At 51.1% G+C, this 12,955-nt stretch carries 12 protein-coding genes; 5 read left to right on the top strand and 7 right to left on the bottom strand.

Annotation, left to right across the window (positions count from 1 at the left end):
• Positions 1-126: 126 nt before the first annotated feature.
• Positions 127-411 (bottom strand): DUF1435 domain-containing protein, encoded by a 285-nt coding sequence (locus SC127_RS12815; protein ID WP_243078647.1) that lies wholly within the window; start codon positions 409-411, stop codon positions 127-129.
• 229 nt (positions 412-640) lie between these two features.
• Between SC127_RS12815 and SC127_RS12810 the strand changes: the two genes are divergently transcribed.
• From SC127_RS12810 to SC127_RS12800, 3 genes are all read left to right on the top strand, one after another.
• Positions 641-1,738, top strand: a complete 1,098-nt coding sequence (locus SC127_RS12810; RefSeq protein ID WP_332626764.1) for a GGDEF domain-containing protein — start codon at positions 641-643, stop codon at positions 1,736-1,738.
• Positions 1,739-1,931: 193 nt separating this feature from the next.
• Positions 1,932-2,723: a siderophore-iron reductase FhuF gene (gene fhuF, locus SC127_RS12805; protein WP_243078649.1), complete on the top strand. Its 792-nt coding sequence runs from the start codon at positions 1,932-1,934 to the stop codon at positions 2,721-2,723.
• A 96-nt stretch (positions 2,724-2,819) separates the two neighbouring features.
• Positions 2,820-3,284, top strand: a complete 465-nt coding sequence (locus SC127_RS12800) for a YbaK/EbsC family protein (RefSeq protein ID WP_215847706.1) — start codon at positions 2,820-2,822, stop codon at positions 3,282-3,284.
• Here SC127_RS12800 and SC127_RS12795 read toward each other — a convergent pair.
• From SC127_RS12795 to SC127_RS12780, 4 genes are all read right to left on the bottom strand, one after another.
• Entirely contained in the window at positions 3,281-4,501 is a 1,221-nt protein-coding gene (locus SC127_RS12795; RefSeq protein ID WP_215847707.1) for an MFS transporter, read from the bottom strand. The two genes, SC127_RS12800 and SC127_RS12795, sit on opposite strands and share 4 nt — an antisense overlap.
• Positions 4,502-4,710: 209 nt before the next feature.
• The gene (locus SC127_RS12790) at positions 4,711-5,697 is read right to left on the bottom strand and encodes a nucleoside hydrolase (protein ID WP_332626761.1); all 987 of its coding nucleotides are present in this window, start codon (positions 5,695-5,697) and stop codon (positions 4,711-4,713) included.
• The gene (locus tag SC127_RS12785) at positions 5,694-6,725 is read right to left on the bottom strand and encodes a LacI family DNA-binding transcriptional regulator (RefSeq protein ID WP_243078650.1); all 1,032 of its coding nucleotides are present in this window, start codon (positions 6,723-6,725) and stop codon (positions 5,694-5,696) included. Before SC127_RS12785 ends, SC127_RS12790 begins: the two co-directional genes overlap by 4 nt.
• A 66-nt stretch (positions 6,726-6,791) precedes the next feature.
• A complete protein-coding gene (locus SC127_RS12780; RefSeq protein WP_243078651.1) occupies positions 6,792-8,186 on the bottom strand; it encodes an MFS transporter in 1,395 nt (464 codons plus the stop codon).
• 586 nt (positions 8,187-8,772) lie between these two features.
• Between SC127_RS12780 and SC127_RS12775 the strand changes: the two genes are divergently transcribed.
• The gene (locus SC127_RS12775; RefSeq protein ID WP_215847709.1) at positions 8,773-9,327 is read left to right on the top strand and encodes a histidine phosphatase family protein; all 555 of its coding nucleotides are present in this window, start codon (positions 8,773-8,775) and stop codon (positions 9,325-9,327) included.
• Here SC127_RS12775 and SC127_RS12770 read toward each other — a convergent pair.
• Positions 9,324-10,274 carry a WD40 repeat domain-containing protein gene (locus tag SC127_RS12770; protein ID WP_243078652.1) on the bottom strand — a complete coding sequence of 317 codons (951 nt, stop codon included), beginning with the start codon at positions 10,272-10,274 and terminating at the stop codon, positions 9,324-9,326. The two genes, SC127_RS12775 and SC127_RS12770, sit on opposite strands and share 4 nt — an antisense overlap.
• A 717-nt stretch (positions 10,275-10,991) precedes the next feature.
• Here SC127_RS12770 and SC127_RS12765 point away from each other — a divergent pair.
• Positions 10,992-12,011: a glycosyltransferase family 32 protein gene (locus SC127_RS12765; protein WP_215847710.1), complete on the top strand. Its 1,020-nt coding sequence runs from the start codon at positions 10,992-10,994 to the stop codon at positions 12,009-12,011.
• Here the strand turns inward: SC127_RS12765 and SC127_RS12760 are convergent.
• Positions 11,985-12,905, bottom strand: a complete 921-nt coding sequence (locus SC127_RS12760; RefSeq protein ID WP_243078653.1) for a LysR family transcriptional regulator — start codon at positions 12,903-12,905, stop codon at positions 11,985-11,987. The genes SC127_RS12765 and SC127_RS12760 overlap by 27 nt on opposite strands.
• Positions 12,906-12,955 lie beyond the last annotated feature (50 nt).

Raw genomic sequence — 12,955 nt, 5'->3', positions numbered from 1 at the left:
GGAATTGGTAGACGCGCTAGCTTCAGGTGTTAGTGTCTTAACGGACGTGAGGGTTCAAGTCCCTCTCTTCGCACCAACGTTGTCCTCCTTTCTGTTGTACTTCCCGCTATTCCTAACGCTAAACAATCATACCGCGTGAAAATTCACTGAAACTGCTGCTAATCCACCGGCTAATGCCAGGCAAGAGGGCAACAGCAGGTAATGACGCAGGTGACGATTAAACAACATCACCACTGTCAGCAGTAGCGCCACAATCATTACGATTCGCCATTGGCTAAAACTCGGCTCCCACAGCGCAAATATTGGCAGCGCTGCGCAGGGCAATAATATTCCCCACGCACTATCCAGTTTTTTCCCCATCATCCAGCTGAATCCCCACAAACCGCAGGCGGCAACCATCGCCATAATCATTGCCCAACCCCTCAAATGATAAGCATTCCCATTATCATATGACAATTATTCTCTTCCTGCAGCCTGTTTTTACTTTGCCTGGCCGGGAAGATGACAGACCAGTTGGAAAATGCTAAATTGCGGCCGATAACTCTCTTTAGAACACAGCAATAATTTGTTTATTGTCCGTCGCAGAATATTTTCTGCCGGCTTGCGCTTTGGTATTTCAGGGCCGTCAAGAGTACTTATAATGAAAATACAATCTTATGATGAATTGAAACACAGCAAATATCGGCTATCGCTGATGCTTTTATTATTTTTAAATATCGCCGTGTCGCTATTTTGTCTGGCGCCGATGATAGGCCTGGCGAAAAGTGAAATGACGCTGCCGGTTATCCTCGTTACGCTTTTAAGCGCAGCGTTGTTAGCCCTGTATTTAATCAAGCCAAAACTAAAATTACCGCTATTAAATCCTGTTGCTTTCATTCTTGGCGCCTTGTGGGCCTGGCATATTAACTATCGCTACCATCTGGTTTTTTATTTTGATGGCAGCTTTTTGATCATCAGCTTGTTGAGCGTGTTCTTCATTAGCGCCATCGCCTTGAGTGATTATCTGCTGGCTTTCTGTCTGAATATCACGCCGCCGGTGTTAACCGTGCTGCTGCTGGACAATGGCGAACACCTTGCATTGATTTTATTGACCATCGCCCTGCCGTTGATCGGCTTCTCCTTGCAGCATCTGATGCGACGTCGCACCGATCACTTCACCCTGCGATTGATGCACCAACTTTATGAAGAAAAAGAGAATTTTAGCGATCTCAGCATGCTCGATCCGCTGACGGGTTTGTATAACCGACGCGGGCTAAAAAACCGTTTAGACAATATTCTGGATAATCATGCTGGCAGCCATTATGTGCTGTTACTGGATATCGATCACTTCAAAGCCTACAACGATAATTACGGTCATGCGATGGGCGATCAGGCGCTGGCACGCGTTTCAATAGCGATTCGTGATGCGGTACGCTCGCGTGATGTAGTCACACGCTACGGCGGTGAAGAGTTTTTGGTATTAATGACCAACGTCAATGCCTCGATAGCCATGAAACTGGCTGAAAGAATTCGTCAGTATGTGGTGGATTTAGAAATTCCTCATCGCTTTAACGAACGTGTTTCTACTCACGTTACTATTAGCGCCGGGATTGCGCCTATCTATGATAACGAATTTGATCAGGCTGTTGCGAACGCTGACCGTGCGTTATATGTGGCGAAGAATCAGGGAAGAAATACAATTCTTGCCTGGGAGGATTTACCAAAATCCACTGTCATGTCATCCAGTGAAGCACATTAATTAATGCGGCGATGGTGGGCAATAATATTGATTTATCCATCGCTTGCACTATTCTGCCCTATAAGTTCCTATTAATGACTTAATTAAACCCTACAAATTAAACAGAATATCCAGCACGCTCACTCAGCTTGTAGATAGAATCAATAACGATTATCATTTGCTTTCTTATCTCCACTTTCCGCTGCGAGTTGGCATGGCAACTGTATCTGAACAGCAACATCGTTTTAGCGCCCAACCGGTGATTTTCATGCAAAATCATCAGTCGCTGGCGGATGTTTTACATGAGCTGATGCGCACGCAGCGTAGCTACATGCTGGAAGTGATTAAGTTTGGACAGCCCACCACGCCAACGATGACGTTAGCGGAATGGTCCTCTTCCGATGCGTTTATCCCACTTACCCAGCGTTACAGTGATTATCTCTATCGCAATCATCCTGAGGCCGTTCGTGAAGCCAAACCGGTGCAATCCTTGTGGGCGCAGTGGTACTTTGGCCTGCTGTTGCCACCGCTGATGCTGGCGCTATTACTTGAACCGCGCGCGCTAGACTGTTCTGTAGAGCACATACGCGTGGCGTTTCATGAAAACGGCTATCCCTGCACCTTTTGGATTGATGTGCAGGAAGATGAAGACGCGCACTATCTCAATGCGCAACAGCGTATTGATCGACTCATTCAGCAACACCTGATTCCTGTGGTGAATGGCATTGCTCAGCACGGTGACATCAACGCAAGGCTCATCTGGAATAACATGGGTTTCTCTTTCTCCTGGTTTCTTGGTGAGTTGAAAACCCAATTGGAAGAGCATGTGGTGTTACAGCTTGAACAAGCGCTGTTTTTTACCAGCCGCCTGCTGGATGGTAGCGATAATCCGCTCTATCGCACCATGCTGCCGCGTAATGGTCAGATGGTGCGTCGCAGTTGCTGTCAGCGCTACCGCATTCCTGATGTTGAGCAATGTGGTAACTGCACCCTAAATCCAACCTGATTCCTGCGCATTCTGTTACGAATTCTCTCTTTATCTCGTTTACAGCTTTCCTGGCTTATGGCAGTTTTTATGCCTTCGATTAGCCTGGAGAGTAAGATGAGTCTGGAGTCGGTCCGCCAGTTCTTTGCCGAACACGCCCCTGAAATTGACATTATTGAGATGGCAGAAAGCACCGCCACGGTAGATATGGCTGCACGCGCTCATGGCGTTGCGCCAGGGCAAATTGCCAAAACGTTGTCCTTGAAAGTCAAAGGTGAAGTGGTTTTGATTGTTACGTGCGGCGATGCACGGCTTGATAATCGCAAACTGAAAGCGGCGCTAGGCGCTAAAGCACGCATGTTAAGCGTGGATGAAGTGATCAACTGGACCGGGCATCCGGTTGGCGGCGTTTGCCCATTTGGCCTGGAAAACCCGCTCACCGTTTATTGTGATGTGTCGCTGCGCAGCTTCGATGAAGTGCTACCGGCAGCGGGCGCCATCCATAGCGCCGTGCGTATTACGCCACAGCAAATGGCCGATCTCACTGCGGCGAAATGGGTGGACGTGTGCGAAGCACGTTAAGGGGACGCTTTCGCTGGCGCACCTGAAATCTCAATGCCGCGCGTTTCGCGGCCAAACGCCACCAGTACACAGATCAATATCGCCACCGTACCCGCCACTATCGCCATGCCCAATCCGTAATTGCCGCTGTGCGCTTCGGCAATACGTGATTGCAGCGTGGCATTCACTGAAGCAATCAAATTACCTAACTGATAAACAAAGCCTGGTAACACCGCGCGTGCATTAGCGGGAACCAGTTCCGTCAGGTAAGTGGGCACTACGCCCCACGCGCCCTGCACCATGAACTGCATCAAAAACGCACCGGCGCCAATGGCCCATGAACCGCTGGAAAAAGCCCAGAGCGGCAACACGGGTAATGCCAGAAAGGACGCCAGGATAATCGCTTTTTTACGGCCAATACGTTCCGACAACGCACCAAAGCAAATACCGCCTAGCATGGCTGCAATGTTGTAGCTAATGGCGATGATGCTGACCGTATGCGCATCGAACTGATGCTGAACTTTCAGGAAAGTGGGATAAAGATCCTGGGTGCCGTGGCTAAAGAAGTTAAAGCAGGCCATCAACAGCACCATATAAATACACATCTTCCAGTGCTGTCGAATAATGGGCAGCAGCGCCGAGCTCTCTTTACGTTCACGCGCCGCTAACCACACCGGTGATTCAGGCACTTTGAAATAGATAAACGGCAGCAGCAGAATAGGCACCGCGCCAATCAGGAACATGCCGCGCCAGCCCACGGTTTCGAAAAACAGCCCGAAAATGATCGATGCCAGCAGGTAGCCGCAAGGATAACCCGCCTGAAAAATACCTGACATCAAGCCGCGCGAGCGGTCTGGAATGGTTTCTAGCGCCAGCGATGACGCCACGCCCCATATCCCGCCCATTGCCACGCCGTAAATAACACGGAACGCGAGAAAAGCACCGAAGCTAGGCGACCAGGCTGAAAGTAATTCAAACAGTGAAAACAGCACGATATTCAGCATCAAGATCGGTTTTCGACCATATTTTTCCGCTAACCGACCAAACAGCAGCGCACCAATCGGCCGCACCGCCAGCGTCAACATGATCGCTATTGATACATCAGAAACGGAGGTGTGAAAGTATTGCGCGAGGTCGCTCAATACAAACACCAAGATAAAGAAGTCAAAGGCGTCCAGCGTCCAGCTGGCGAAGCTAGCAAACGCCACATTCCGCTGGGTCGAAGTCCAGTTAAACATAGGAGTATCCTGTCTGAGAGGCTTCCGGCTCGTTGGCCGAAATTATTGTGGGCGCAACCCGTTGCTGAGTTACGAGCTTGTTAAGCTTTTGTATATATCATGTCAGAAAGGATTAGCGTGCTAACTAATTGTCAGCCTCTGCTTCAGGCTGTAAATAAGCGTGTCTGGAGATGTGAGAAGGGAAATGGGCGAGATAATCGCCCAAAAAGTCAGTTTTTCAGACTGGCAAATGCCTTTTGAATAATCGCCAGCAATACATCGTTATCCACGCTGTGGAGCACATGCACCAGCGCGCCGCAGTGAGCAGGAATGCCAACATCAACGCGCAGCGGTTGACGATACCGCCAGCTTTTACCTCGGGTTGCCCCTTCGCGCAGTTCGATATCGACCCGATAATCGATGCCGTAAGCAACGCGCTGATTGAGTAGCCAGGCGACGACCAGCGCATCGTGGATCCAGCAGCCCGGCAGACGACGCGTACGCATGGAATAGTCAATCCACGGGCGCAACGTTTCACGCACAAACTGCGTCAGTGGATGATCAATATCGGTGAGCCGTGTGAGATCTTGCTGGGTAAGCAGGGTTTGCGTGGTGACATCCATCGGCACCAGCGTCAACGTTGCGCCACTGTGTAATACATAATGCGCGGCTTCGGGATCCACACCAAAATTGGTGTCTTTGATGTAGTCATCTAAGGCAAAGACGCCGCCCATAATAACGATTTCTGCCACGGATTCTGCCATCGCCGGATAGCGCTGCATCGCCAGTGCGACATTGGTCAGCGGCCCAATCGCCACCAGCGTGATCTCACCGGGATTATCACAAATCAGTTTGCCCATCGCCTCGGCTGCATCGTCACCGTCAGCCATTACAGCATCGGGTTGACGCACGCCTTGCCACAGCTTCACAAGCTCCAGCTTTTCAACCCGCTTATCCAGCGTTTCACGCCAGGGTGCGGGATCTTCCTGCAAGGCCTGCGTCGCGCCCTGCACCACGGGAATATCCAACCCGAGCCGGACAATCAGATCTTTTGCTACCTGCGCACCGGTTTCGCAGGGCGTGTTTCCTGCAACGGTAGTAATCAATTCCAGCGATAACATAGGCGATGCCAGCGCCAACGCAATCGCCAGCCCATCGTCAGTGTTGGCACCCGCAATGCCGTTTCCCGGATCACAATCAATAATAATTCTTTTCATTTTCTTCTTAGGTTAATGCTGACCTGACAGCCGCAAGATTCACCAATTTCAAGCTGATGCGGAAACTCTTCCAGCTTCGCTTCGCCATCCCAGTTTTTCAGCATGGCAATGGCGCTTCGCGCCATATCACGCAGCGGCTGGCGTACAGTGGTTAAAGTAGGGACATGAAAGGCAGATTGCTCGGTACCGTTAAAACAGACCAACGCCACATCTTCTGGAACCCGAATGCCTTGTTCAGCAAAGGCACGAATACAGCCAATGGCCTGTCCTTCATTACTGGTAAATAAGGCGCGCGGCATCTGATTATTGGCGAGCATTTGCAGGCCGGCATCGTATCCGCCCTGCCGCGAATAGCTGGCGGGAAAAATCAGTGATTCATCCACCGTTAAGCCTTTTTCCTCCATCGCGTCGCGCCAACCCTGGACACGATCTTGCGCGTTCAGCATCTCTTTTGGGCCGCTGATCATGCCGACACGCTGATAACCGTGGCTCAGCAAATGCGCACAAACCTGATACGCCGCCTGACGTTCATTCACCCGCAGCATGCCAACACCCGGCTGCGGTTCAACGCGATCCAGCATCACCAACGGTGTGCCGCTGGCTTTGATCACATCAATATAGGGATGGCGATCGACGCTGTTGTAAAACAGACCGTCAACCTGACGGTTGAGTAAACCCTGAATAAGTTCGAGCTCGCGCTTACGGTCATCGCCTGCGTCGCCAAGCAACATAACGTGACCGTGATTAAGCGACTCTTGCAGCAGCATGTGTGCCATTGAGGCAACGAAAGGATTGCTGATATTGGGCACTACTAAGCCAAAAGTCTTGGTATTGCCAGACGCCAACGCACGCGCAGCTGCGTTAGGCCGATAACCGGTTTGCTTAATGGCATCAAGCACGCGCTGCCGGGTAGCCTCCGCCACCGGGCGCGGCCCGTTATTCACGACATAACTGACCACCGCCACCGACGTGCCTGCGACTTTTGCGACATCACTGCGTGTCACTTTACCTGTCGGCTGTTTAGCCAAGGCGTCTCCTTAAATCAACGTGCGAAGCGCACCAGCACACTCCGCAGCTGAGCAAATATTGCCAGATTAAATCGCATCCTCTGGCAGGTTGAGATCGCGCCCACGCGTTTCGGGCGCAACAAAAGTAGTGAAGAATCCAATCGCCGCCATGGCAGAAAAATAGACGGCAATCGGCCACCAATGTCCGGTATAAGAGAGCATTGCGGCAGCGATCAGGGGCGCCGTACCGCCAGACAAAATTGAGCCAAGCTCTTTGGCTACCGCCATTTTAGTGTAGCGATGATTGACGCCGAACAGCTCCACGCCCCACGCCGCCTGCACGCCAAAGATACCCAGCGACGCCAGCGCCATGCCCACGACAATGACCGGGATCACAATTGCCGTCTCACGCGTATCAAGCAGCGTAAAGGCAGGCCATGCATAGATCATCAACAACAGGCAGAACACCCGGTAAACAATACGGCGACCAAAACGATCGGAGAGCCAACCCGCCAGTGGAATCACCAAAAAACCCAGCAGCGAAGCTAAAAATACCGCCGTTGTTGGCACCGATTTATCCACCATCAACACTTTAGCGACATAGCCCACGATAAAACCTTGAGCAAGATAAGAAGGCCCGTTTTCACCCATGCGCAGCCCCACCATGGTCCAGAAAGCGCGGGTACGCTGCCAGAATGGGCGGCTATCTACATCCTGACGATGCGTGGTTAGGGTTTGCGCTCGTTCAGCTTCAAGCTCCGCCTTTTTGCGCTCGAAAACCGGCGTTTCACGCAGGTTACGGCGGATCCACAGCGCTGCCAGTGCAATCACTACGCTGCTGAGAAAGGGAATACGCCAGCCCCATGCCAGCAAACTCTCCTGATCCATCTGCACCACCAGCAGCCACACCAGTGAAGCCAGCAACGTGCCGCTATTCGACCCCAGCGCAATCACAGAAGAAACCAGGCCACGACGTTCAACCGGCGCATATTCTCCTAGCATTACCGTACCGCCAGAAAGCTCCGCCCCTGCGCCCAACCCTTGCGTGAAGCGCAGCAGCACCAAACACGCGGGTGCCCACACGCCAATGGCGGCATAGCTGGGAATTAAGCCGATTAAGGTGGTTGAAGCACCCATTAAGATAATGGTAGTGACCATCACGACTTTTCGGCCTTTACGATCGCCAAGCCAGCCGAAAAAAAGGGCACCAATCGGGCGGGCTATAAAGCCAACTGACCAGGTTGCAAAGCTAGAAAGTAATGCCATCGCGGGCGTCGCTTCCGGGAAAAAAACATCCCCAAAGATAATGCCCGCAGCGAGGCCGTAGAGTGCGAAATCTGCATACTCCATTGCCGTGCCTAGCCAACAAGAGAACGTGGCGCGCCAGAAGTCTTTGCGGCCGGAAGAGGTATTAAACCGCGCATCGGCGGCAGAAGTGGAAGACAGTGATGCCTGTTGCTTAACGGAATGTTGTGCTGCCATAACCCTATCCCTGAAAAATGCAGTTGGATAAACGCCCTTCCGTGGGTCAATTCTCTGCTTATCAGCAGAACAGCCCGGCAGAGACGTTCAGTTGGCTAACCATGATGAAAGGTCATTAAAGAATTCCCTGGTGTTGGAATCTTATTTTCCGTCTTTACCGCCGATCTTATGTTAATCGGTCGCGTAAACCAGACGAAAGTAACATCACCATTATTGCGCCTACCGTGCCTCAAGCACCCAGAGCAATCACTGTGGCCACAGTGTATCTACGCGCGTAGATAAATCAAGCAACGTTACCTTAAAATGTTAAGGTAATTTCATTATTACAACGCGTCATTTTCTTTTTTTATTGCTAATTCAACCTATTAGTGACGATATAGCGCAAATAAAAAGATTCAACGCGTCGTTAAAGAGTATTTTTTCTTATCATTAAAGGCAGTCGCAGCCTGATGCCTTTCATCGCCTGCTGTTGTCGCACAGCGCTATGACAACGTGATGACAACAGCGGTTTATTCCGAAAATGCGTTAGCTGATTGGCATATGGCGACAATGCATTACCCTAAAAAGGAGATACCGCAGGAGTGTTATGACGATTATTTTGATGCGACACGGTAAACCCGACCATCATGTGGGGGGACGGATCAACGCGCAGGCGCTGGCTGACTGGTGCGAAGCTTACGATCTCGCGTTGGTCAGCGATCTGCCACCTGAACGCAGTATCCATATTGCTCGCCAGGCCGCAGTGGTGGTCTGTAGCCCGCTGCCGCGTGCCCGTTCCTCTCTCGTCCAGCTCGGTTTACATCCACAGGAAATCGATGATCTCTTCAGCGAAGTGGCGATTCCGTTACTGCGATCTGAACGGGTTCATCTGCCTACCCCGGTTTGGCTGACGCTGTTGCGCTTATTGTGGCTGTGTGGCTATGCGGGAGAAACGGAATCCTTGCGGCACGCGCGCCGACGCGCCTCACAAGCGGCTGACAAGCTGATTGAACATTCCCAACGCGGTACCGTGCTGCTGCTCGGGCACGGCATTATGAACAAGATGATTGCCCGTGAATTGCGTAAACGCGGCTGGCAGGCTGAAAAACATGCCAGCAGCCGCCACTGGAGTTCAGCGATCTATCACCGCCCTTTTATCTAATCCAGCTTGAAGTAACTCAGTATTTCGCAGCCCGTGCCCACGCGCGGTGTTGCAATCACTTTTCGCTGGGCTAAATCAATCACACTCAGCGTGCCATCATCTTCGTTGGCTATCAGTAACTGCTGTTTATCGGCGCTGAAGCACCCATCCATCGGTTTATTACCTACCACGATATCGCCCAACGGATTAAGCAGATCGTCAAACAGCGTCACGATCGGTTCACCATCACCTATTGCTACCAGCATTTCGCCATCCGGGCTAAAGCGCACCACCTGACAAGGTTGTTGATGACCCGGCAGCGCCAGCCGCTGACGAATGCGATGGCTTTGTCGATCGATCACATAAAGCGACGGCGCATCGGCAGCACTCGCCACCAGATAGGGATGTTTTGGTGAAGCAGCGATCCCCGCAATCGGGCCAGGCAATAAAATATTGTCAATGACGCGCCCCTCAGCTTCACACAAATCCACCACCGTGATGCTGGCGTCCTCTTCGTTATCGGTAAACAGTTTGCGGCCGCTGGGTGACAGCGTAAGGCGATGCGCATTGTGCGAGGGAATGGGGATGGTTTTTTCCACTTTGTCGGTCGCGGGATCAATCACCGCAACCATCGCGCTGTTTTCACAGCAGAGGTAAACCTTGCCGTCTCGTCCCAACTGGCCGCTGTGTGGCGCACGCAGCGGCGACATATCAATGAAACCGCTGATCTCACGACGCCGTAAATCAATCACCGCCACTTTATGACCAGGATGCGGATTATCGCCGTGAATGCCATCACCGTAGATCGGCACATACGCTTTTTCCCACGGTGTGAGCATCAGTAATTCATGTGGTCTCGGTGGAAAGGCGTTTAACTCTTGCTGCACCGCAAAAGTTTCAGGATTGAGAAACAGTACACGATTGCCTCGTTTATCTACCGCCAGCAAACCACTCGATTCATGCTGCATATCGTCTCCTTTCTCTGTAAGCCTTCCTTAAGCGTAGACAATCACCGTTGCTCGGTGCGAGCCAACCTATAGATGAGCCGCGTTAAAGCACGGAGTTAAGCTCAACTGTCCGACCTGAATGTTTGAAACCCTGCTGTAGCAGGAGAGTACAGTAAAAAATTAAGAACTTCCTTAATTAAAAAAACGTGCAGCAGTAATAAATCTTATATAAAAGATTAACATTGGCTAACTTAATATAAATTCTTCCTGATCGATTTAATTCCGGTTTTTCCTAAAGTCTGAAAAAGAAATAGCTAATGCGTTAGGAATGTTTTATTAAGAAGGTGCAGTGCAATTTTACACAGCCGTGAGGAAACTATCGCGCGCTTAACACTGCGTCATCATCAGGGAAAACCATAATCTACCCATGCAATTCGCGTTGCAGGCATGCATATGCCGCCAAAAATGTAGCGGGTTTTATCCCTAAATAGTTTGAGTTTAATCGAGGCGGCAAGCGTGTTAATACCCTAAAACTTACTGCGGTAAGTCGTTAAGGGAAGCGGGAGCAGAGCAGGCTATTTGCAGCATGAATGATGAAGATGTTTATTTTCATTAATTCAGGTTGCAGCACGTCGGCAAGCGCGTAAATCTTTGGGCGCTTACATCAGTAAGTGACTGGGACAAAGACCGCATCTGCAGCGTTAATTTAATGGGTATAATGATAATAACAGGTGCACCATGACTCTATTTAGCCAACGTCCTGCGCATAAGTTATGGCGCAACTGGAAAAGAATATCCTTTACCAGCCAAATGCTCTGGAATAAGAAAAAACAGAGCGCAGTCCGTGCGCCTGAATATGATCCCAGGCAGGAACAGAATGTGGTGTTGATGTCGCAGCAAAAATCGTTGCCAGACATCCCTAAAATTGTCTGGATGTATTGGCACGATGACCATCTGCCAAAATCAATGGCGATAAATATTAAGAAATTACGCCAGGATAATCCCGATCACGACGTCAATATTATTACCCGACGCACGCTCTCACAATGGTTACCGGATCTCAGATTTATTTCATCTGATCTGACCCCAGCCCACAAAAGTGACATTATCAGGCTTGAGCTGCTCTATCGTTATGGCGGCATTGGGATTGATTGCAGCACGCTATTATTTGAGGATCTTTCCTGGGTACATAAAGTGCATCAGGAACGTCCAATGGATTTAATTGGATATTATCGTGAAAGCTCAACGATCAATTTCCTTTCGCCGGTGACTGAAGGTTGGTTTCTGGCTGCCGCTCCGCAAAATCCCTTTATGCGTGAATGGTTAAGGCAGCTGGCCCCCGTGAAAAACGTCGGTATCCAGAACTATTTTCAGGAAATGAAAAAGCGCGATGACTTCGCGCTGATTGTGCAGAACATTGATAATCCTTCACGTCAATTGCTGTCGCTGGCACAGCAAGTCGCGATTCGTGAATATCGCCGCATTAACTTTTATCTGCGCAAGGGTGAAGCCAACGCCTTTTTCTATCAGGGATTGCACGCCGACAACAGCGATGCTTTTGCTCGCTCCGTGTTGTTTCAGCAGCGTCCGCAGACGCCACCGCCCATCATCAAACTGACCGGGAATGAACGTCTGCATCTTGATTTTAACCTGCGGCTTGGCTTGTACAATCGCACCAGCCTGATTGGTGAGATGGTACACGGTGCGGCACCGGCGCCGCTGGCGCTGCCATCAGTAATGAGCAAAGCGCGCGCGTAACCAGTGCGCAAATGTCGTTACTGCACGCGGCACCTGTGCTGCCCATGGGCGCACAATCCATAATTGAGCCGCAAAGGCATCGACAGCTTGCCAGTCCGCCAACACCTGCTGCAATGAGCCGGACTTTAACGCCTCGCTGGCGCTAAAGTCCGGCAGCATTGCGATCCCCAATCCTTGCAGTGCTGCATCCCTAATCGACTCACTGTTATTGGTGGCAAAACAGCCCTGAATACGCACCTGCACGCGTTCACTGCTGTGCGTAGCAGCAAAGGCCCAGCGAGGTGATTCAACACCACGGGGATAATAGAGGCAGTTATGCTGCGCCAAATCCTCAGGCGTTTTCGGCTGGCCCTGTTGCGCCAAATAACCGGGTGACGCCACCAGCAGCGTACGCGTTTCACACAGCGGCAGTGCGACGTGGGTTTCAGGCAGGGTGTCGCTGTGGCGTATCGCTAAATCAAATCCTTCGCTGCTTAGCGAGACGATGCGATCGGTAACATCCAGTTGCAATCGTACTTGCGGAAATTCACGCAAAAAATCCCCAATCAGCGGCACTAAGTGTTGGCGGGCAAATGCAACCGGCGCGGTTACGCGGACTAAACCACGAACGGGTCCGGCGGTATCACGCACGCTGAAAAAACTCTGTTCAATGCGCGCAAAGGGCTCGCGCAAATCCTCAACCAGCTTCTCGCCTGCCGAGGTCAAGCGCACGCTGCGCGTAGTGCGCTGCACCAGCGACACACCCGCCATCGCTTCCAACTCTTTAATCTTTTGGCTCATCGACGCTTTGCTCACGTCCAGCCGTTCAGCCGCGCGGGTAAAACTGCCCTGCTCTGCCAGTATCGTCAGCCAATGAAGATGTTCCCACAGCGCATCCGTCTTCATCTCTTTCATGAGAATTGTTCAATATAGTGAATAATCAATTCAGCGTACGCGCTTTTTCT

The sequence above is a fragment of the Pantoea sp. T14 genome (genome assembly GCF_036663535.1).
Lineage (GTDB): Bacteria > Pseudomonadota > Gammaproteobacteria > Enterobacterales > Enterobacteriaceae > Pantoea > Pantoea phytostimulans.
Note: the sequence above shows the minus strand (reverse complement) of the source record. Positions and strands in the feature narration are given on the sequence as shown.

Coding starts and splice junctions, on each gene's coding strand:
- SC127_RS12760 (WP_243078653.1), bottom strand. CDS start 12,905: ATGAAAGAGATGAAGACGGATGCGCTGTGGGAACATCTTCATTGGCTG.
- SC127_RS12815 (WP_243078647.1), bottom strand. CDS start 411: ATGATTATGGCGATGGTTGCCGCCTGCGGTTTGTGGGGATTCAGCTGG.
- SC127_RS12770 (WP_243078652.1), bottom strand. CDS start 10,274: ATGCAGCATGAATCGAGTGGTTTGCTGGCGGTAGATAAACGAGGCAAT.
- SC127_RS12810 (WP_332626764.1), top strand. CDS start 641: ATGAAAATACAATCTTATGATGAATTGAAACACAGCAAATATCGGCTA.
- SC127_RS12780 (WP_243078651.1), bottom strand. CDS start 8,186: ATGGCAGCACAACATTCCGTTAAGCAACAGGCATCACTGTCTTCCACT.
- SC127_RS12800 (WP_215847706.1), top strand. CDS start 2,820: ATGAGTCTGGAGTCGGTCCGCCAGTTCTTTGCCGAACACGCCCCTGAA.
- fhuF (WP_243078649.1), top strand. CDS start 1,932: ATGGCAACTGTATCTGAACAGCAACATCGTTTTAGCGCCCAACCGGTG.
- SC127_RS12795 (WP_215847707.1), bottom strand. CDS start 4,501: ATGTTTAACTGGACTTCGACCCAGCGGAATGTGGCGTTTGCTAGCTTC.
- SC127_RS12775 (WP_215847709.1), top strand. CDS start 8,773: ATGACGATTATTTTGATGCGACACGGTAAACCCGACCATCATGTGGGG.
- SC127_RS12765 (WP_215847710.1), top strand. CDS start 10,992: ATGACTCTATTTAGCCAACGTCCTGCGCATAAGTTATGGCGCAACTGG.
- SC127_RS12790 (WP_332626761.1), bottom strand. CDS start 5,697: ATGAAAAGAATTATTATTGATTGTGATCCGGGAAACGGCATTGCGGGT.